At 71.9% G+C, this 19,872-nt stretch carries 17 protein-coding genes and 2 pseudogenes; 9 read left to right on the top strand and 10 right to left on the bottom strand.

Going from position 1 to position 19,872, the window contains the following annotated elements; translation table 11 throughout:
- Positions 1-31 precede the first annotated feature (31 nt).
- Positions 32-1,102, bottom strand: coding sequence for a cell division protein ZapE (zapE, locus tag M1E25_RS06140; protein WP_251411062.1), 1,071 nt, complete (start codon positions 1,100-1,102; stop codon positions 32-34).
- Positions 1,103-1,226: 124 nt separating this feature from the next.
- Here zapE and M1E25_RS06135 point away from each other — a divergent pair, with 124 nt between their 5' ends.
- The 4 genes from M1E25_RS06135 (at position 1,227) to msrB (ending at position 4,522) form a co-directional block, all read left to right on the top strand.
- Positions 1,227-2,009 (top strand): pyrimidine reductase family protein, encoded by a 783-nt coding sequence (locus M1E25_RS06135; RefSeq protein ID WP_251410829.1) that lies wholly within the window; start codon positions 1,227-1,229, stop codon positions 2,007-2,009.
- Positions 2,010-2,145: 136 nt separating this feature from the next.
- A complete protein-coding gene (locus M1E25_RS06130; protein ID WP_251410826.1) occupies positions 2,146-2,613 on the top strand; it encodes an indole-3-glycerol phosphate synthase in 468 nt (155 codons plus the stop codon).
- A gap of 74 nt (positions 2,614-2,687) precedes the next feature.
- Positions 2,688-4,082 (top strand): UDP-N-acetylmuramate--L-alanine ligase, encoded by a 1,395-nt coding sequence (gene murC, locus M1E25_RS06125; protein WP_251410823.1) that lies wholly within the window; start codon positions 2,688-2,690, stop codon positions 4,080-4,082.
- Between the two features lie 32 nt (positions 4,083-4,114).
- Positions 4,115-4,522: a peptide-methionine (R)-S-oxide reductase MsrB gene (msrB, locus tag M1E25_RS06120; protein ID WP_251410820.1), complete on the top strand. Its 408-nt coding sequence runs from the start codon at positions 4,115-4,117 to the stop codon at positions 4,520-4,522.
- Between the two features lie 22 nt (positions 4,523-4,544).
- Here msrB and M1E25_RS06115 read toward each other — a convergent pair whose 3' ends face one another.
- Complete coding sequence (locus M1E25_RS06115; protein ID WP_251411078.1) at positions 4,545-4,856, bottom strand: hypothetical protein; 312 nt, start codon at positions 4,854-4,856, stop codon at positions 4,545-4,547.
- Between M1E25_RS06115 and M1E25_RS06110 the strand changes: the two are divergent.
- Positions 4,777-5,175: pseudogene (locus tag M1E25_RS06110) on the top strand (LysE family translocator); the annotation flags it as partial. The gene M1E25_RS06115 and the pseudogene M1E25_RS06110 sit on opposite strands and share 80 nt — an antisense overlap.
- A 119-nt stretch (positions 5,176-5,294) precedes the next feature.
- Here the strand turns inward: M1E25_RS06110 and M1E25_RS06105 are convergent.
- Positions 5,295-6,800: a recombinase family protein gene (locus tag M1E25_RS06105; protein ID WP_251410817.1), complete on the bottom strand. Its 1,506-nt coding sequence runs from the start codon at positions 6,798-6,800 to the stop codon at positions 5,295-5,297.
- Positions 6,801-6,863: 63 nt separating this feature from the next.
- On the opposite strand from M1E25_RS06105, the pseudogene M1E25_RS06100 reads away from it, so the two are divergent.
- Positions 6,864-7,061, top strand: a pseudogene (locus M1E25_RS06100) (LysE family translocator); the annotation flags it as partial.
- A 58-nt stretch (positions 7,062-7,119) separates the two neighbouring features.
- Here the strand turns inward: M1E25_RS06100 and M1E25_RS06095 are convergent.
- The 3 genes from M1E25_RS06095 to M1E25_RS06085 form a co-directional block, all read right to left on the bottom strand.
- On the bottom strand, positions 7,120-8,643 hold the full coding sequence (locus M1E25_RS06095) for an ABC transporter substrate-binding protein (protein WP_251410814.1): 1,524 nt from the start codon (positions 8,641-8,643) through the stop codon (positions 7,120-7,122).
- A gap of 63 nt (positions 8,644-8,706) precedes the next feature.
- Entirely contained in the window at positions 8,707-10,827 is a 2,121-nt protein-coding gene (locus M1E25_RS06090; protein WP_251410811.1) for a hypothetical protein, read from the bottom strand.
- A 155-nt stretch (positions 10,828-10,982) separates the two neighbouring features.
- The gene (locus M1E25_RS06085) at positions 10,983-11,183 is read right to left on the bottom strand and encodes a hypothetical protein (protein WP_251411075.1); all 201 of its coding nucleotides are present in this window, start codon (positions 11,181-11,183) and stop codon (positions 10,983-10,985) included.
- Between the two features lie 168 nt (positions 11,184-11,351).
- Between M1E25_RS06085 and M1E25_RS06080 the strand changes: the two genes are divergently transcribed.
- Both M1E25_RS06080 and M1E25_RS06075 read left to right on the top strand, forming a co-directional pair.
- The gene (locus M1E25_RS06080; protein WP_251410808.1) at positions 11,352-11,828 is read left to right on the top strand and encodes a hypothetical protein; all 477 of its coding nucleotides are present in this window, start codon (positions 11,352-11,354) and stop codon (positions 11,826-11,828) included.
- A complete protein-coding gene (locus M1E25_RS06075) occupies positions 11,828-12,157 on the top strand; it encodes a winged helix-turn-helix domain-containing protein (protein WP_251410805.1) in 330 nt (109 codons plus the stop codon). Before M1E25_RS06080 ends, M1E25_RS06075 begins: the two co-directional genes overlap by 1 nt.
- A 128-nt stretch (positions 12,158-12,285) precedes the next feature.
- Here the strand turns inward: M1E25_RS06075 and M1E25_RS06070 are convergent, their stop codons facing one another.
- Entirely contained in the window at positions 12,286-13,203 is a 918-nt protein-coding gene (locus M1E25_RS06070) for a GNAT family N-acetyltransferase (RefSeq protein ID WP_251410802.1), read from the bottom strand.
- 267 nt (positions 13,204-13,470) lie between these two features.
- Here M1E25_RS06070 and M1E25_RS06065 point away from each other — a divergent pair, with 267 nt between their 5' ends.
- The gene (locus tag M1E25_RS06065) at positions 13,471-13,962 is read left to right on the top strand and encodes an SRPBCC family protein (RefSeq protein ID WP_251410799.1); all 492 of its coding nucleotides are present in this window, start codon (positions 13,471-13,473) and stop codon (positions 13,960-13,962) included.
- Between the two features lie 57 nt (positions 13,963-14,019).
- Here the strand turns inward: M1E25_RS06065 and treY are convergent, their stop codons facing one another.
- The 3 genes from treY to M1E25_RS06050 all read right to left on the bottom strand — a co-directional run bounded on the left by treY (position 14,020) and on the right by M1E25_RS06050 (position 19,599).
- Positions 14,020-16,458, bottom strand: coding sequence for a malto-oligosyltrehalose synthase (gene treY, locus M1E25_RS06060; protein ID WP_251410795.1), 2,439 nt, complete (start codon positions 16,456-16,458; stop codon positions 14,020-14,022).
- A gap of 110 nt (positions 16,459-16,568) precedes the next feature.
- A complete protein-coding gene (gene glgX, locus M1E25_RS06055) occupies positions 16,569-18,686 on the bottom strand; it encodes a glycogen debranching protein GlgX (protein WP_251410793.1) in 2,118 nt (705 codons plus the stop codon).
- Positions 18,687-19,059: 373 nt separating this feature from the next.
- Positions 19,060-19,599 carry a GNAT family N-acetyltransferase gene (locus M1E25_RS06050; RefSeq protein WP_251410790.1) on the bottom strand — a complete coding sequence of 180 codons (540 nt, stop codon included), beginning with the start codon at positions 19,597-19,599 and terminating at the stop codon, positions 19,060-19,062.
- Positions 19,600-19,872: the final 273 nt, after the last annotated feature.

Below are 19,872 nucleotides of genomic sequence, written 5' to 3'. Positions count from 1 at the left end.
ACCCGTCCGGCGGTGCGGGCGGGCGGTGCCGTCAGGAGGCGACGAGGGAGCCCGCGTCGCGCGCCAGGGCCGTCAGCCGCGAGATGGCCCGGAAGTACTTCTTGCGGTAGCCGCCCTTCAGCATGTCCTCGCCGAACAGCCGGTCGAAGGGCAGGCCCGAGGCGAGCACCGGCACCTCGCGGTCGTACAGCCGGTCCGCCAGGACGACCAGCCGCAGCGCGGTGGACTGGTCCGGCACCGGGCCGACCCCGGTCAGGCAGACCGCCCGGACGCCGTCGCACAGCGCCCCGTAGCGGCTGGGGTGCACCCGCGACAGGTGGTCGAGCAGCGCGGGGAAGTCGTCCAGCGAGGCGCCCTCGGTGCGGTGCGCGGCCCGGGCGACCTCGTCCGCGGAGAAGGGCGCCGGAGCCTCCGGCAGACCGCGGTGACGGTAGTCGTCGCCGTCGATGCGCAGCGGCCGGAAGTGCGCCGAGAGGCCCTGGATCTCCCGCAGGAAGTCGGCGGCGGCGAAGCGGCCCTCGCCGAGCTTGCCGGGCAGGGTGTTGGAAGTGGCGGCGAGCGCCACGCCGGCCTCCACCAGGCGGCTGAGCAGCGACGACACCAGAACCGTGTCACCGGGGTCGTCCAGCTCGAACTCGTCGATGCACAGCAGCCGGTGGTCCTTGAGGGTGTCGACCGTCTGCCGGAACCCGAGGGCGCCGACGAGGTTCGTCAGCTCCACGAACGTGCCGAACGCCTTGCGCTCGGGGGCCGCGGGCGTCGCGTGCCACAGCGATGCGAGCAGGTGGGTCTTCCCGACGCCGTACCCGCCGTCCAGGTAGACGCCCCGGGGGCCGGCCGGGGCGGCGGGCCCGCGCCGGAACCAGCGGCGGCGGGAGCCGCCTGCTGCGCCCGCGCCGTCGAGCCCGGCGGCGAAGCCGCTCAGCACCTGCACGGCTTCGGCCTGGCTGGGCTGCGCCGGGTCCGGCACGTAGGTCTCGAAGCGGACCGAGTCGAAGCGCGGCGGCGGCACCATCTCGGCGACCAGCCGGTCGGCCGGTACGCGGGGCTCGCGGGAGCACAGCGAGGCCGGACCGGGCCGGCCGTTCGCGGAACCGTTCACCGGGCCGTTCGCGGACGCGGGGACGTGCGGGGAGGAACTGGAGGAGGACACAGGCGTTCAGGGTAGTCCCTTGCCTGCCGGGACCGACCGCCGCGGCCGGCACCCCCGTGCCAGACTGCACCCCATGCGACGCCTGTACCCCGCCCCCGGAGCGGCCGCGCCCGACCTGGCCGAGGACCGCCAATGGGGCCTCGACGAACTGGCCGACGCCTACGCCTACCCGGCGCCCGAGGCGGACGGCGGCTGGTGGCTGCGCGCCAACATGGTGTCCTCGCTCGACGGCGCCGCCCATCACGAGGGCCGCTCGCAGCCGCTGTCCTCGGACGCCGACATGCGCGTCTTCGGGGTGCTGCGCGGGCTGGCCGACGTGGTCGTGGTCGGCGCGGAGACCGTCCGGCAGGAGGGTTACCGCCCCGCCCGGGTGCGGGAGGCATTCGCCGCCCGGCGGGCGGAGACCGGGCAGACACCGGCCCCGGCCATCGCCGTGGTTACCGCGAGCCTGGACCTGGACTTCTCGCTCCCGCTGTTCCAGGAGCCCGCGGCGACCACCCTGGTGCTCACCGGCGCCCGCGCGCCGGCCGACCGGGTCCGTGCGGCCGAAGCCGCGCCGGGGACCGAGGTGGTGATCGCCGGAGAGCGTGCGGGCGCCGATCCGGCGGCGGTCGTCCGGCTGCTCGCCGAGCGCGGGCTGACCCGTCAGCTGACGGAGGGCGGGCCGCGGCTGCTCGGGCAGTTCGTGGCGGCCGGGGTCCTGGACGAGCTGTGTCTGACCCTGGCGCCCGTCCTGACGTCCGGGACGGCGCCCCGGATCGTGGACGGCCCGTCGCCCGCCGTGCCGGAACGATTCGCCCTGCGATCGCTACTGGAGGAGGACGGGTTCCTCTTCAGCCGCTACGGCCGGGACTGACGGGAGACGACCGGGTCGGAATTTGTAGTTCCGGTTCGCCTCGGCCGGGCACACTGGGATGTGCAGCCCCCGTGCGACAGCGGGGCGGAATGTTTCTGCAGGGTCCGCGCGGCCCGCCGGAAGAAGGGTTCCTGCCGTGTTCACGACCGTTCTCATGATCGAGAAACCGCTGGTGCCCACCGATGTGGAACTCCTCACCACACTGCACGGCGACGACCAGGTGTCCTTCGTCGTCCTGATGCAGCCCCACGGCGACCAGGACCGGCTGCTGCGCGCCCTCGACGACGTCGCGCTCGGCAACCTGGACGAAGCCGTCCACGAGGGCGACGAGCCGGAGGGCAACGCTGCACTGCAGCCGGCCGAGCGGGCCCTCAACCACTCGATCGAGGCGTTGCGGGCCGCCGGCAGCCAGGCCGTCGGCCAGATCGTCGAGAAGCACCCGCTGGACCTGCTGCGCAAGGTCGTCGAGCAGACCGAGGCCGACGAGGTGATCGTGCTGACCGCGCCGCACCTGGTCGAGGAGTTCTTCCACCGGGACTGGACGTCGCGCGCCCGGCACAAGGTCGGCGTCCCCGTGCTCAAGCTGTACGCCCACTCCGAATAGGCTGGGGGTCTGCCCGTCCGGGCAGCAGCCGCCCGCCCCGCGCGGCCGGACACCACCGACCTGGGAGAAACCGCATGCCACCGGCCGTCCCGTCCGCCATGGAACGACCTCACTTCATCGGCATCGGCGGCGCCGGGATGTCGGGCATCGCGAAGATCCTCGCCATGCGCGGCGCCCGGGTCGCGGGCAGCGACGCCCGGGAGTCCGCCACCGCGGAGGCGCTGCGCGGCCTCGGGGTCACCGTGCACGTCGGGCACGCCGCCGAGCACCTCGCGGACGACGCCGGCTGCGTCGTGGTCTCCAGCGCCATCCGCCCGGACAACCCCGAGATCGCCAAGGCCACGGAACTCGGGATTCCGGTGGTTCACCGGTCCGACGCCCTCGCCGCGCTCATGGACGGCAGGCGGCCGCTCGCCGTCGCCGGCACCCACGGCAAGACGACGACCACCTCGATGCTCGCGGTCGGCCTCGGCGCACTCGGCCTCGACCCGTCCTACGCCATCGGCGGCGACCTCGACGGCCCCGGGTCCAATGCCCGGCACGGCGACGGCGAGATCTTCGTCGCCGAGGCCGACGAGAGCGACCGGAGCTTCCACAAGTACGCGCCCGAGGTCGCGATCATCCTCAACGTGGAGCTCGACCACCACGCCAACTACGCCTCGATGGACGAGATCCACGAGTCCTTCGAGACCTTCGTCGGCCGGGTGCGCCCCGGGGGAACCCTGGTGGTGTCCGCCGACCACCCCGGCGCCCGCGACCTGACCGGCCGTGTCCGGGGCCGCGACGGCCTGCGCGTGGTGACCTACGGCGAGTCCGACGACGCCGACGTCCGCATCCTCAAGATCAACCCGCGCGGCCTCACCAGCGAGGTCACCGTGGTTCTGGACGGCCGGACGATCACCTTCGCCGTCTCCGTGCCGGGCCGCCACTACGCCTCCAACGCCGTAGCTGCCCTGGTTGCCGGACACGCCCTCGGAGTCCCGGCCCACAACCTGGCATCGGCGCTGGGCACGTACACCGGCGTCAAGCGCCGACTGCAGCTCAAGGGCACGGCCCGGGACGTCCAGGTCATCGACTCCTACGCGCACCACCCCACGGAGATCGCCGCCGATCTCGAGGCAATCCGGGGCGGAGCGGACGGGGGGCGGGTCCTCGTGGTCTTCCAGCCGCACCTGTTCAGCCGCACCCAGGAACTGGGCACCGAGATGGGCGAGGCGCTCACGCTGGCCGACGCGTCCGTCGTCCTCGACATCTACCCGGCCCGCGAGGACCCGGTCCCCGGCGTCACCAGCGCGCTGATCATCGACGCCGCTGCGGCGAAGGGCGCCGACGTCCGCGCGGAGCACGCCATGGACGCCGTCCCCGACGTGATCGCGGGAATGGCGAAGCCGGGCGATCTCGTTCTCACCATGGGAGCCGGTGACGTGACCGAGCTCGGTCCGCGCATCCTGGCCCGGCTTGACAGCTGAGACCGGAAAGAACCGAGAGGGGAGCCACGGGGATGGGCTACGAAGTCGAGAAGACGGACGATCAGTGGCGCGCGGAGTTGTCCCCGGAGGAATACCGGGTGCTCCGGAAGGCGGGCACCGAGCCGGCCTTCCGGGGTGAGTACACCGACACGACCGCGCCCGGTGTCTACTCCTGCCGGGCCTGCGGCGCTGAGCTGTTCCGTTCGGACACCAAGTTCGCCTCGCACTGCGGCTGGCCGTCCTTCTACGACCCGAAGGACTCGGATGCCGTCGAGCTGATCGAGGACCGGACGTTCGGCATGGTCCGCACCGAGGTCCGCTGCGCGCGCTGCGGATCGCACCTCGGTCACGTCTTCGAGGGCGAGGGCTATCCGACCCCGACGGACCAGCGGTACTGCATCAACTCCGTCTCCCTGCGGCTCGCACCCGACGGAGGCTGACGGAGGACCGTCCGGGCGGGCGTCAGTCCCCGTGATACAGGCGGTCCACGTCGACGAGCCGCACGGTCGCGTCGTCCGCGGCCGTACGGCGCAGATCGTCGGTGAAGCCCGCGGCGCTGTAGCACTGCAGACGGGTGGTGGGCAGCGTGGCCTCCCGGGCTGCCGGCAGTGAGCGGATGTGCCGGAGCCGTTCCAGTTGCTCAGACCGGGATATGCAGTTGCACGGGCACGCGCGTGACCGGAGCATGACGCCCATGCCCAGCACCCTGCTGCCCTTTCTGGGCGCCTGCCTGCTGACCGCCGCCTCGCCCGGGCCGAGCACCGTGCTGATCATCCGTCACTCGCTGGCGAGCAGGCGCGCCGGAATGATGACGGTGCTCGGCAACGAGACCGGCGTCTTCGTCTGGGGAGTGGTCGCGGCGTTCGGGCTCACTGCCCTCCTCGCCGCCTCACAGCTGGCCTACGACGTGATGCGCGTGGCCGGAGCGGTCGTGCTGATCACGTTCGGCGTCCAGGCCCTGCGTTCCGCCTGGCGGAAGCGGACAGCCGCGACGGGCCCGGAGACGCCGGAACCGCCCGCGGCCCGGGTGACGTCCGCCCGCGCCTACCGGGCCGGTCTGCTGATGAACCTCGCCAACCCCAAGGCGGCGGTCGGTGGCCCTGGCGGCGGAGTGCAACGTGGCCCAGGCCACCACCACGAAGGCCGTAGCCCAGCTCCGCCGAGAGGGACAGATCCGGACCGTGCTGGGTCTGGGGAGCTTCGTGGCGTAGCTCAGTCCACATCGGCCGCCACCGCCTCCATCCCCTCCACGATGGGCTCCAGGTGGCCCCAGTCCACGGAGCACCGGTCGGCGAGCGGCACCCGTGCGCGCTTCACGACGGGACGGGAGATAGCGAACCGGACCCCGGAGTCACGGAGCCACGTCCCCCGCTCCTCCGGCGACCACCGGGCCCAGGCGTCGTCCAGGTACTCCCCGGACGGGACGTACCGCCAGCCGGACTCCACGGCGGGGGTCGACTCCAGAGCCTTCAGGTCGGCCTCCGCTTCGGCGTATCGGCGGCGGAAGTCAGCCGTGCCCTCCGGCGTCGAGTAGAGCCCTGCCCGCCGGTCGTCCATCAACTCCGTCATGAAGGCCGTCAGCCGCTCCCTGTCGGCCGTGGAGTCGGTCCCGCCTACCCACTCCCGGGTCCCGTGCTGGGCCCCTCCCAGGGCCTTCAGGACGGCCCCCTGGACGTGCTCCTCGGCGTCCACGATCCGCACGGTTACGACGTCGTGGCGATCCTTGCCAGTGCCCAGGCACTTGAACATCGGGGACGTGGACCGGTACCCGGACGACGCGTGCATGTTCCGACCGCACGTCCCGCACGTGACCACGGCGTAGAGCCAGTGCTTCCCGGCGGGGGCGGCCTTCCCGGTCTGAGCAGGGAGAGCCGCGACGACCCGGGCACGTTCCGTCTCCGTCAGGACCGGCTCCCACATGATGTCTGGAGCGGCCCCGTCCCGGCGTAGACGGCCCGTGAGCGGGTCCATGGCGTGGCCCACGATGGACGGGTGCCCCAGGACATCCCGGATGGCGGACGACGACCAGGCGGCTGGCTTCGGGTTCGGACGGACGGACGTGTGGACCCTGGGCGACGGGACGCCACGGTCCTGGAGATCACGCGCAATCGCTGTGATGCCCTCCCCGGCGACGATCCGCCGGGCCACCTCCCGGATGATCTCCGCCGCTACGGCGTCGCGCACCAGCACCTTCCCGGTCCCGTCCGGGTGCGGAGCCACGGTCAGCCCGTACGGGATCCTCCCGCCGGTCCAGCGTCCCGTCTTCTGGAGCTGCCGACGGGTGGCGGAGACCCGGGAGCGGACCTGTTCCCTCTCGAACTCAGCGAACACCGCCAGGAGATGAGCGAGTAGACGGCCCTCCGCCGTGGACAGGTCGATACCGTCCCGGACGGTGGCGATAGCCACGCCTGCCTCTGTGGCGACCTGGGCCAACTCCAGGAACCGAAGGGTGGAGCGGGCCAGCCGGTCCAGCTTCCAGGCCAACACGACATCCCCAGGCTGCCACTGGGACATGAGACGGCCGAAGGCGGGACGGGAGGCAGGCTCAATCGCACCCGACACCCCGTCATCGGAGAACTCCAGGACCGGCACCCCCGGCCATCGGCTGGCGGCGTGGTCCCTGCCTTCGGTGAGCTGACGGGAGACGGACGTGGACTCTTCGGCGGAGCGGCTGACACGGGCGTAGAGGAGGACCCGGGTGGGTTTCATGGTCTGCATGATGCTGAGTAGTCTAAGGTAGTCCAGAGCGGAACGGGATGTCTTTCCTGCCGCAGTTGCGCGGGATCCGCCCAGTTGCCGACCATGATCGCGCTGGCTGCAACGTGGGCGGTGCTGGAGATCGGCTACTACGGCCTCTACGTCTGGTTCGTGGCCCGGATGAAGCGGATCCTGGGCCGCGCCGCGGTCCGCCGCCGGCTCGACGGGATCTCGGGTCTGGTGCGGCTGGCCCTCGGCGTCCGGCTGGCGCTCGAGAGCTGATCCGGGCGGAGCGGCCGGTCGCCCCGGTCGCCGTCCCCGGCCGGGCCGCACGGCGGTCTCAGCCGGCCAGGTCCTTCCTGGTGAGAGGGTCGCCTCCGTTGGCCGACACGGCGACGGTGCGCACGATGCCGTCCGAGCCGATCTCGATGACCGGTACGGCCTTGCGCTCCGGCGAGCCGTCGTTCTGCAACGAGATCAGCCCGCTCGCACCCGCCACCGCGTGGACGCCGTGCAGGGACTTCCACCGCTGGATCATCATCGAACCGTTGACCTTCTGGTCCGCAGCCGTTCCGCCCTCCAGCCGGATGGCGGAGACCGCCGTCGTCAGAGCGTCGTGGCCCATGATGGCCTGCCCGTCGTCGAGCCGGTCGTTCCTGAAGAACTTCCGGTAGCTCCCCTTCTCCCCGAACGCGCCATCGGTCGGGTAGGCGTTCTCGGCCAGCTCCCACGCGCCGGGGTGCGCCAGCCCGGTGTAGAGCAGCTCGACGTTGCCGTCCCGGAGGGTCTCCAGGATCTCGTCGAACCCCCGGGCCTGCGGGGACTGGGAGACGTCGTCGCCGGCGAAGACGGTCAGCGGCCGGTCGTTGCAGATCCGTGTCCGCAGCGGGGCCAGGAACTTGGGCAGGTCGACCCCGCGCCCCGCGAAATAGACGACATCGGGCTTGTAGGTGCACAGATTGGCCATCAGGGCCTTGAAGGTGGTCGCCGAACCGGCCTGGGACGAGTCGTACTGCTCGACGCGGGCGAATCGCCGCTTCTTCGGCAGGGCCTTGAGGAACGCCTGGCTCAGCGTCCGGGTGTACTGGTCGTCCGGCTTCGAGTCCTGGACCACCAGCACCCGCTTGTCCGCGTATTCCTTGCTCTGCAGGAACGCCGCCGCAGCGGCCGCCTCGTCCGAGTTGGTGGGTGCCACCCGGACGAGCCCCTCGACCTCGTCGAAGGTGTCGGCCGTCAGGACGGCACCCACCGCACCCAGTCCGAGCCCCCCGTCCGCCGCGGGCTTCGTGATGGTCCCGACCATCTCCTTGGTCGCGTTCGTGCTGGTGCCCAGGCCGGCGACCGCGACGATGCGGTCCGCCTCGGTGCGCTTGCGGATCTCGTCCAGCGCCGCCGACCGCTGCTCGGTGCTGCTTCCGCTGTTGCCCAGCAGCAGCTTGATCCGCGGCACGTCGCCGTTGCCGAAGTGGTGGTTCGCGTCGTACTGGGCGGCGTACGCGCCCTGGAGCTCGTGCCGCAGGGAGTCGACGGTGTTGGAGTCCTTCTCGTCCGGCATCATCGGCATGAGGTAGACGACGCTGACGTACGCGGTGCCGTGCTTCGCCTCCTCCTGCTCGACGGACCGGTTCTCCTTGAGTATCAGCTCGGAGATCTTGCCGAGGTTCTGTGTGAAGTGGTACTCCCCGTCGGTCACGCCGACGCACTGCCCGTCCGCGCCCACCCGCCGCACCCCGTCGGCGCACGAGGTGCTGAACAGCCACCACAGCAGTCCGCCCGCCAGGGCGATCAGCGATGCGCCGAACACCGCGTTCCACGGCCAGCGGGCCCACAAGGGGCGCTGCCGCACCCAGGATCCGTCAGTCACGGCGGCTGTCTCCTTCGTCGGTTCTGTCGGGTCGGGCCGGTCCGGAACGCGGCCGGCGCGGGATCAGTCCGCAAAGCGCGCGGCCTCGTCCAGCAGGGTGTCTGCGTCGGAATCGGCCGCCATGGCCAGCTGACGGAACATGGTCCCGATCTTGAAGTTCAGCTCGGGCGCTCCCGGGGGGAGCCGGTTGCGCGGGTCGCCGGCCAGCCACAGCGCCGCGCAGAGCTCGGCGAGCGGCCTGCTCGTCGTCCGGTCCGCGAACGCCGCTGGGGCATGACGGAGCGCCAGTTCGCGGGCTTCGTGGTGCGGCGTGTCGTCGGACAGCTGGGACCGGTACAGGGGGGCCGCGGTGACGTGGTACAACTCGCGCAGCCAGGGCCGCAGATCCGGGCCGGAGAGGCCTGCCGCGAAGTACTCGACGACGGCGTCCAGTTCGTCCAGCGCCAGCCGGTGGTAGAGCGTGTCGAGCGGCTGCTCGTGGCGATGGTGCCAGTCACGCAGCGTGCGGTGCGTGGTCTGCCAGTCCTCCAGCGAGCCCAGTGGACCGGACATCCGGTCGAGCAGCAGGAGCCGCAGCCACGGGTGCAGCACCGGACGGCCGTCGTACGTGGTGTCCGTCGCGGCCTCCGCCCCGCCGGGCGCCGGCCGCAGATAGCCCGAGGGCCCACGGCCGCCGCGGGTGTGGGCGTCTTCCGCTACCGGGTGGGTGAGCCAGAGCCGATGGCGCAGCTCGCGGATCACCGTGTCGCGGGCGTGCTCCGGCTGATCGCCGAGCAATCCGCAGTTGATCGCCGCCTTCGGGGTACGCGCCGCTGCGATCCGCATCGCCGCCAGCCGCTGGTCGTCCGTCAGGCCGCCGAGGAGATAGTCGTGGATGAGGAACGGGAGCTGCTGCCGGGGCCCGTCGTTGTCGGCGCTGTCCGGGCCCGGACCGTCGGAAGCGTCCGTTCCGTCGGCCGAGGCGTCCAGCAGACCGCGCAGGTCGTGGGAGTCCGGATGGCGTTCGGCGAGCCGGGCGATGGCCGCGTGCAGCTGCCGCACGCTCCACGGGTGACCGTAGGTGAGGCGGTGGACCAGTGGCGTGCTGTGGGCGAGCAGGCCGGTATCCGGCCGCCCGGTCCGCCGGGCGTTCTGCGTCTCGAACCGGGCGGCCTCCAGCGACACCTCCACCCGGTCCAGGTCACGCAGTCGCACCGGGTACCACCACTCCGACGGCGGCTCCCCGGCGCGGGCTCTCCACCGGGCGTGACACGCCGCCCCGGCCGTCTCCAGGTGCTGGTCGTCGGGGCCGCCGTCGCACGGGCCCGGTATCGCCTGCGCGGTGGCACTGGTGGCGACGATCAGCAGCGGGTCGAAAATCCTCGATCGGGCCGCTTCCGTGCGCAGCCGCAGCATGACCTTCAGGAACTCCGTGCCGCCGTGGCCGTGGTCGATGTTGTCCAGCAGCGCGAGGCAGTTCTGCTCGTGCCGGCCGCGGGTGAACCCGGCACGCGCGTCGTCGAGGAAGGCCCCGCACAGCCGCCGGTCGACGTACTCCCGGTCCGAGGCATTGCCACCGCGGCTGCGCCGGTTGAGCTCGACGAGCTCCTCGATGGCGTCGTTGCCCGCGACCCCGCCGGACGATCCGTAGGAAGCGAGCGCGCGGTTGAGGAACGCGCTGGCCGGCATGTGCTCGAACCCCCGGAGCAGGATGCCCACGATGATGTCGATGCCGGGGACGGGGGAGAGGCCCAGCACGTCGACGAGACCGGCGATGTTCTCGCCCGCCTCGGCCGCCGATCCGCTCCGGGCCCGTCGCAGCGCGCGCCGCAGTTCTCGGACCGCCTGCTTGCGGTCGGTCAGGGACAGTTCGGGCTGGACGGCGAGCAGGCCGATGAGGAGCCGGGGGAAGCGCAGCGGCCGGATGCCGGGGTGCCGGCGGGACAGCAGGAAGGCCAGATGCAGCGCTGCTTCGTGCGGTCGCTGGTCGGCGGCCTCGGCGAAGTCGATCCGGGCGACGGGTGTTCCCCGGGTGACGCTCTCCAAGTGCTCCAGCGCGAACGTCTTGCCGCTGCCGGGGCGGCCGAGCAGCGTGACCACGGGCAGCGGACGGTCGGGCTCGCCGGGGGGCCGCAGCCAGCACTCGTGGACCAGCGAGGCCACCTCGGCAAGTCCGGCGGGCGCGGCACTCGTCGCCTGCGACACTCTGGTCCCCCTCTTCGCCGTGATCCGGGCGCCACGGATGCTCCCCGAACGGTTCGGGCGAGCCGCAAGGTCAGCATGGTGTCACGTAACTCACATGGGTGATAAGAGAATTGGGGTAGCCAGTGATCACCGCCGTGCATGCCGCCCGGCCGGGGTCAGCGGTGGCCGGGCGGCATGCACGGCGCTCGGACGAGGCTGGTCCGTTCCTGGACGACCGGGTGTCCGGCCCGTGTGAACGCCGTGAACATCGGGTGGTTGTGCTGATCGGTCGCAGCGGCGACGGTGACGGCTCCTTCGGCGGCGAACTGGTGGGTGCACCCGGTGACAGCGGGACTCCCCTCGGGGGGCTTCTTCACCGGGTGCGTTCCGGGTGCCGGCGTACCTGTTGCCCGCTCCGCCGTGGTCGCGCCCGTCTGTGCCCCGGCCGCTGCGCAGTGCCGCCCCGCATCAAGTCACTTTCCTCCAAGGAAAGAAAGGGTTATACTTTCCTCACAGGAAAGTTCTGGGACGACGAGGAGCCACCCATGATTCCTGATGACGCGCAGGATTCGCTCGACACCATCCGCCGCCTCCAGAGCCGCAGCATCGACGAGTACGTCGATCACGGCTTCGCCCGCCCCTACGTGCTCCTTTCGGCGTTGGCGGTGTTCGTCATGTTCGCCTCGTTCGACCTGTCCGGCCCGTGGAGCACCTTCGCCGTCGCGCTCGGGCTCGGTCTGGCCGCAGCGGTGTCCTGGGTCTGGCAGCGGCGGGCCCGTGTCCACCGGAAACCCACCGGCCTGGAATTGCTGTACTACCTGGCCGCGGCGATCGTCTTCCTCGCGGCCTGTGTGGCGTTCCAGGTCGCCGCGGCGGTCGCCGCCCTGAAGCTCGGCATGCCCGCGCACCACACGGTCGCCGCCGCCGCAACGGCCCTCGCGGTCGTGGCCACGGCCCGCCCCGCCCGGAAGGTCCTCAAGGCAGTTGCCCGGCGCGCGGTCACGGGAGCGAAAAGCAGCTGATGGACCCGGATTTCGATGAGTTCCTGCACGTCCCGGCCCGGCTGTCGATTCTCGCGCTGCTGGCCCCGGCCGACCGGGTGGACTTCGGCTTCCTGCGAGACACGATCGGAACGAGCGACTCGGCTCTGTCCAAACACCTCTCCGCCTTGGCCGGCGCCGGGTACGTCTCCCTGCACAAGAGCCGGGACCAGGGAGCCCGGCGCACCCACGTCACTCTCACCCCGCAAGGCAGACGGGCGTTCCGACGACATGCCATGGCCCTCGAGAGAATCGTCGCCAGTGCACACGCGCCCCGGGAAGAACCCGGGCCGACCGACCGTTCGCGCTGAACGGCCGGACGGACTGCGATGCCAGGGCCGCCACGCTCCGGCAGGAAGAAGGCGAATGATGGTCGTCCGGTCGCAGTCGTGCACGCCGCCCGGCCGGGGTCAGCGGTGGCGGGGCGGCGTGACGGCACTCAGACGAGGTTGATCCGTTCCTGGACGACCGGGTATCCGGCCCGTGCGAACGCCGCGACCATCGGGTGGTTGTGCTGATCGGTCGCGGCGGCGATGGTGGTGGCTCCTTCGGCGGCGAGCTGGTGGGTGCACTCGGCGAGCAGTTCGTACGCGTAGCCGTTGCCGCGGTGTTCCGGCAGCACCCCGATGAAGCCGACGCAGGCGCCCGCGGAGTTCAGCGCCGGTACCTGGATCCCCGCGACGCGGCCGTCCGGCGTGTGGGCGAGCCGCCACCAGGAACGCGGCGACGGCAGCCGGGAGAGCAGGTCGAGCTCCTCCCGGGCGGCGGCCTCTTCGCCGTGCTCGTGGGCGGTGTGCCGGGTGTGGGCGTCCAGGCTGCCGTGGCCGACGCGGCGCAGGACGTCCAGGACGACCTCGTCGTCCGGCTCGGGGCGGAAGTCGAGCCGGCCCGGCCGGTCCGGCAGCCCGTGGCCGACTGTCCATTCGTAGCGGAAACGTTCGACGAGGAGCTTCATCCCGGCGGCCTCGGCCGCGTCGATCCTCGCCTGCGCGGCCGCGCGGACCGCAGGCAGGTCGCGCCAACCCGGAGGAACCAGCAGGTCGTACTCGGCGTACAGCGGCGCGGTGCGCAGCAGTTCGGTGGCTGTCGCCGCCTCGCCGTCGGCGAAGTCGAACCAGTCGAGTGCGTGGGGCTCCTGATCGCCGGGTGCGCCCCACCAGGCGGCGCGGGCGACGACCCTGCCCTCGCGCAGGGCGACCCAGGTCCAGTCCGGACGGTACTCGCCGCCCTGCCGGCGGGTCGCGTAGGTGCGGCCGACGAGGGTGCGACCGACGAGCCCGGGGTCGGGCAGCGTGTGGAAGAGGAATGCGTCGCTTTCGGTCAGAGCGCGGACGACCGTAGCGGTCGGTGCTGTCATGAGGGGTATCTCCTGAAGGAGGCAGGCGCTCCCGTTCAGCAGCGGGACGCCCGGTGGTCGGGGCGGGAGCGCAGGGTCGGCTGGATGAACACGGCTCTCGCCTCCTCTCACATCACGGGCGTCGACGGCAGGTTAGCCGGGCGCGCTCGGCCGGCGCCATCGTTTTTGCCGCCGGGGCCAGGGGTGCTGCCGGGTCCGGTGGCTGGCCGGGGAGGGATGCGTGAAGGCGGCCCGCCGAGGGGCGACCTGGGCCGAGGATGGGATGCTATGGCCGTTCTGAACATCCACGAACGTGCGCTCCCGGTGCCGGTGGCGGAGGCAGGCGCGCTCATCGACACCCTCGCCGGTGACGACGACCTGCTCTGGCCGGCCGGGCGCTGGCCCGCGATGCGCCTGGACGGTCCGCTGGAGGTGGGGGCACGCGGTGGGCACGGGCCGGTCCGCTACCGGGTGATCGCCGCGGTCCCCTCTCGCTGGGTGCGCTTCTCCTTCACGCGGCCCGTGGGCTTCCACGGTTTCCACGAGTTCGCCGTGTTCGACGCCACCGGCGGGTCGACGCTGCGGCACACCCTCGCCATGCGTACCCGCGGCCTCGCGCGTCTGCAGTGGCCGCTGCTCTACCGCCCGCTGCACGACGCGCTGCTGGAGGACTGCCTGGACCTGGCGGAACGCCGCCTCGCCGGGCGGACGTCGTACCCGGCCCGGTGGAGCCCGACGGTACGGATGCTGCGAGCCCTGGCGTCGGCGGGGCTCCGATGAACCGGTCGAGGCGAGCGTCGTGTTGCGCAGGCGGAGAGCAGATCCGGCCGCCGGCGCTCAGGCCCGGTCCGCGGCGAGCCGGGTCAGCAGGACGGCGGGGGCCGAGGCGAACAGCTCGGCCGTCCGCACCGGCCCGCCGTTGCGGGTGCGTCCGCCCATGCGGTCCCGCCATGTGCCCTGCGGCAGTTCGAGGACCGTGTTCCGCCAGCCGCCGGCCCGCGTCAGCCGCAGGGACAGCCGGGTGACCGCGGTGACCGCCGCGCCTCCCCGGCAGAACGCCACGCAGTGCTCCGCGGCCGGGCCTCGGGCCGTCAGCGGTGCGTAGTTCCCTGCCGCTCCGAACAGGTCCGGACGTTCCCGGCGCAACCTCAGTGCCTCGGCGGTGAGCCGGAGTTTGTCCTCTGCCGGGCCCTGCGGCGTGCCGCCCTCGTCGAGCCGGGCCAGGACGTCCGGCCGGAACCGGGGCGGCCTGCGGTTGTCGGGGTCGACCAGTGCCCGGAACTCCTCCTCGCTGCCCTGGTAGAGGTCCGGTACGCCCGGCACGGTGAGGTGGAGCAGCGCTGTCCCGAGGACGTTGGCGCGGACGTGCGTCTCCACCGTTCGTCCGTAGGCGGCGACCGCTGCGTACGGGGGGCCGCACGGACCGGCCTCGGCGAAGTGCGCCACCGCCTCCTCGTAGGCCGGTTCGGGATCCGTCCAGGAGGTGTGCAGCTCCGCCTCGCGCGCCGCCTTGAGCAGGGCGGGCACCACCCGCTCCGGGTCGGGGACGCCCAGCCCGAGGACCGTCTGCCAGGCGGTCCAGGCCAGGTGCGGATCGGGGGCTGGCCGGCCCGCCCGGGCCGTCTCCTTCGTCACCCGTTCCACCAGGTCGGCCCAGTCCTGCGGTGCCTCGGTCAGCACTGCGAGTCGGGCCCGGACGTCCGCGCTGCGCTTGGTGTCGTGCGTGGAAAGGACGGTCCCGGTGGCCGGCCAGGCCCGACGGATGCGGGCGCAGAAGGAGTGGAACGTGCCGGGGCTCACCGCCGGGCGGCCGGGGTCCCCGCCGACCTCACCGGCCGAGACCAGCGGCGTGTACCGGTAGAAGGCCTTGTCCTCCGCCGACTTGGCGCGCACGGCCGACGCGGTCTGCGCGAAGCGGAGGCAGAACGCCCGGTGGTCGGCGGAGCCCCCGAGCCCGCCGAGTGCGAGTGCGAGCACCACGTGAACCGCATCCGCCTCCTCCGGTACGGGGAAGGCGCTCCGCGCCTCTGCCGCTGCCCCCTCCAGCAGGGCCCGGTCGCCGTCGGGGGCCGGACGGCCCGGGGAGACGTACGGCCGGTAGACCGGGATACGGGCCAGCAGTTCGCAGACGGCTGTGCGCAGCGCCCACGGAGCATGGTCGCGCAGTGCGGGGGTACGCCGGCAGATCCGCTCCGCCGTGCGGGACAGGAAGGCGACCTCGGAGGCGAGTTCGTGCGTCACCACGCGCCGGACGGCCTCCCGCAGCGTGGCGTCCCAGTCCCCGCCGCGCTCGGCCGCCACCCCGGTGAAGGCCCGGTAGCGTGCGGCGAGTTCGCCCGCACCGGCCGGATCGAGGAAGAGGCCGTCGATGTGGCGCAGGGTGTCGTATCCGGTGGTTCCGGCGACCGGCCAGGCGGCGGGCAGCACTTCGCCGTCGGTGAGGATCTTTTCCACCACGGTCCACCGGGGCCCGCCGGCTTCCTCGCGGATCCGGCGGTCCAGCGTGCGCAGATAACCGCCGGGATCGGCGAGACCGTCCGGATGGTCGATGCGCAGCCCGTCGACGACTCCCTCGGCCACCAGCCGGAGCAGCAGGCCATGGGTGGACTCGAACACCTCGGGGTCCTCCACGCGGAGCCCGATGAGCCCGGAGACGGTGAAGAACCTGCGGTGGTTGAGCTCCGTCCGGGCGAGCCGCCACCAGCCGAGCCGGTACCACTGGGCGTCGAGCAGGTCCGGGAGCGGCAGGGTCTCGGTGCCGGGGCGCAGCGGGAGGACGTGATCGTGGTAGCGCAGCACCGCGCCGTCGCGGGTGAGGTGCATGAGTTCGCCGCCGAGCCGGCCGCGGAGGACGGGGAGCAGCACCTGTCCCGGAGCGTCGTCCGTCGCGCGGGCGTTCCAGTCGATGTCGAACCAGCGGGCGTAACGGGAGCGGGGTCCGTCCCGGAGCACCTCCCACAGCGGCCGGTTCAGGCTGAGCGGAACGGGCACCGCCATGTGGTTGGGGACGATGTCCACGACGATGCCGAGACCGTGCCGCCGGGCCGTGTACGCCAGGTGCCGCAGGCCGTCTTCGCCGCCCAGCTCCGCGCGGACCGTGTCGTGGGAGGTCACGTCGTACCCGTGCGCGGAGCCGGGGACGGCCTCGAGCACGGGGGAGAGGTGCAGATGGGAGACGCCGAGTGCGGCGAGGTGCGGCACGGCCCGGGCCGCGTGCGCGAAGGTGAAGTCCGGCTGGAGCTGGAGCCGGTACGTCGCGGTGGGAGCAGCGGTCACGGGACGGACCGCATCGGGCGTCGCGGGCGGGTGCGTGCCCGTCGTGGCCGGTTCCGTCCGTGGGGCCGGCGTATCGGGGTGATGCCACGGTGCCGGGCCGCGGGGGTGCGTCACCGGGGGCGGCGCAGCACCGTGAGGCTGTGGTGCGTCAGGGTCAGCCGGTCACCCGCCTTGACCCAGCGTCCCGCGCCCGGCTCGACGCCCTCCGGGACGGCGGTGTCGACGATCGTCTGCCACTGCAGGCCGTGTCCGGCGGGCACGGTGAACGCGGTTTCCTCCGGTCCGGCGTTGAACAGCAGCAGGAAGGAGTCGTCGGTGATCCGCTCGCCGCGTGGGCCGGGTTCGGAGATCGCGCGGCCGTTGAGGAAGACGGTGAGGGACCGGGCGTGGACGGCTTGCCAGTCCTGCTGTGTCATCTCCTCTCCGTCGGGGGTGAACCAGGCGATGTCGGAGAGGTCGTCGTGCGTGCCCTCGACCGGGCGGCCGTGGAAGAAGCGCCGGCGTCGGAAGACCGGGTGGTCACGGCGCAGCCAGACCATGGTCCGGGTGAACTTCAGGAAGGACCGGTCGTCGTCGGGACCGGTCGGCCAGTGCACCCACGACAACTCGCCGTCCTGGCAGTAGGCGTTGTTGTTGCCGTGCTGCGTCCGGCCGAACTCGTCGCCGTGGCTGATCATCGGTACGCCCTGGGAGAGCATCAGCGTCGCGATGAAGTTGCGGCGCTGGCGTGCCCGCAGGGCCAGCACGTCCGGGTCGTCGGTCGGCCCTTCGGCTCCGCAGTTCCAGGACCGGTTGTGGCTCTCGCCGTCCCGGTTGCCCTCGCCGTTGGCGTCGTTGTGCTTGCCGTCGTACGACACCAGGTCGGTGAGCGTGAATCCGTCGTGGCAGGTGACGAAGTTGATCGAGGCCAGCGGGCGCCGGCCGTCGTCCTGGTAGAGGTCGGAGGAGCCGGTCAGGCGGGAGGCGAACTCGGCCAGGGTGCGCGGTTCGCCGCGCCAGAGATCGCGCACGGTGTCGCGGTACATGCCGTTCCACTCGGTCCACAACGGCGGGAAGTTGCCTACCTGGTAGCCGCCCTCGCCGACGTCCCAGGGCTCGGCGATCAGCTTCACTCGGCTGACCACGGGATCCTGCTGCACCAGGTCGAAGAAGGACGAGAGCCGGTCCACCTCGTGGAACTGGCGGGCGAGGGTGGCGGCGAGGTCGAAGCGGAAGCCGTCGACGTGCATCTCGGTGACCCAGTAGCGCAGCGAGTCCATGATGAGTTGGAGTACCTGCGGGCTGCGCATGAGCAGGGAGTTCCCGGTGCCCGTGGTGTCCATGTAGTAGCGGGGGTCCTCGGTCAGCCGGTAGTACGAGGTGTTGTCGAGTCCCCGGAAGGACAGCGTCGGCCCCAGGTGGTTGCCCTCGGCCGTGTGGTTGTAGACCACGTCCAGGATCACCTCGATCCCGGCCTGATGGAGGGCCCGGACCGCGGACTTGAACTCGAGCACCTGCTGTCCCCGGTCGCCCCATGAGGCGTAGGCGTTGTGCGGGGCGAAGAAACCGATGGTGTTGTAGCCCCAGTAGTTCGCCAGGCCCGCGTCGGCGAGCCGGTGATCGGTGACGAACTGGTGCACGGGCATCAACTCGAGTGCGGTCACACCGAGTTCGGTCAGATGTTCGAGAACGGCGGGGTGGGCGAGGGCCGCGTACGTGCCGCGCAGCTCGTCGGGCAGCGCCGGATGGAGCATCGTCAGGCCCTTGACGTGCGCCTCGTACAGGACCGTGCGGTGGTAGTCGGTGCGCGGCGGCCGGTCGTCGCCCCAGTCGAAGTAGGGGTTCACCACCACGGACGCCATGGTGCGCGGCGCGGAGTCGAGGTCGTTGCGGTGGCCGGGACGGTCGAAATGGTAGCCGTAGACCGCCTCGTTCCAGTCGATCGTGCCGCTCATGGCCTTCGCGTACGGGTCGAGCAGCAGCTTCGCGGAGTTGCACCGCTGCCCGTACTCGGGCGCGTACGGGCCGTGCACCCGGAAGCCGTAGCGCTGACCGGGCATGATGCCCGGCAGGTAGGCGTGCCGCACGAAGGCGTCGGACTCCCGCAGCTCGACGGCCGTCTCGGAGCCGTCCTCGTGCAGCAGGCACAGCTCGATGCGCTCCGCGGCCTCGGAGAAGACCGCGAAGTTGGTGCCGGCGCCGTCGTACGTCGCACCGAGCGGATACGCCTGTCCCGGCCAGACCTGCATGTCGTCGACTCTTCCGTTTCCGTCCCGGGTCCCGCGGGGCCGGGGAGCCCCGGCCGAACAGGAACCTTCTCCACATCGGGTCAATCGGGAAGATCTTCCTCGAAAACCGGCGAATCTCCTACGGCAACGCTCCGCCCGGCGGGTGAGCCGGCCGGCGCCGGAGGCGTCACCGGTGAGTGGCCGAGGTTCGGAGTGCGCTGCTGATCGATCTCGGTCGGGCAGCATCCCGTCCGGCCGTTCCGGTGGGTTTCTGCTCCGTGCCGCAGGGTCGCCCGTCACGAACCGGTCCGCCCCGGTTTCGCGCAGAGCGACACGACATCAAGGAGGGGGACGTGCCCCGGTGCTGCCCGCTCGAGGGCCCACACCCTTGGGCTCAAGCGGAAGGCGTGACCGCGGGCCGCAGGCCGAGCCACTGCTCGGCGTCCCAGGCCCGGAACCGCTCGACCTCGGTGAACCCCAGCTTTGCCGCGAGGCGCATCGAGCCGACGTTGGCGGTCTGGGTGGTGAGCACGACCGGCTCGCCGGGAAGGAGGCCGTCGAACCAGTCCAGTGCGGCCGCGCACGCCTCGGCGGCGTATCCGAATCCCCACGCCCGCGGCAGGAACAGGTAGCCGAGATCGGCCTTCCCCTCAGCAGCCGGGCGACGGTGCCCCGTCGCTCTCCTGAGCAGGATCTGGCCGATCATCGCCCCGTCGAGAGTAACGACGAAACTCCCGGGCCACCGCTCGGGCACCCCGGGCATCTCGCGCTCGAGTTCGTCACGCGGCCGGGGGCCGCCGAGGTAGGTGTGCACCTCCGGCGACGCCAGCAGTTCGATGAATGCCGCACGGTCCCGTGCCTCGGGCTCGCGGAGCACGAGCCTCTCGGTCCTGATCGGATCAGGCGGCCAGGCGATGGGCCCCAGGTCTGACATGCGCGCAGGCTAACAGCCCGAGAAGCGCTGGAAACAGGTTCCCCGTCACCCGGTACACGCTCTACAACCACATCCCGGACCTGCGCGAGTTCCCCGCCGGCACCGCCCCCGCCTGCTCGAAGTGTCCCGCAGCAGGCGGACCGAGAAAGATCGATCTCAGCGGCGCTTCCGTACCGCAACTGCTCGCACCCGGTGAGGCTCGCGAGTTCGCGAAAACTGAAGGCACTTCGGTGGAACTCAAGGTCTGTCGCCCTGATGTCAGGGGTAGGCCCG

This window comes from Streptomyces meridianus (genome assembly GCF_023703325.1).
Classification (GTDB): Bacteria; Actinomycetota; Actinomycetes; order Streptomycetales; family Streptomycetaceae; genus Streptomyces; species Streptomyces meridianus.
The sequence above is the reverse complement of the archived record's forward strand: the minus strand, read 5'-3'. Positions and strand labels throughout refer to the sequence as shown.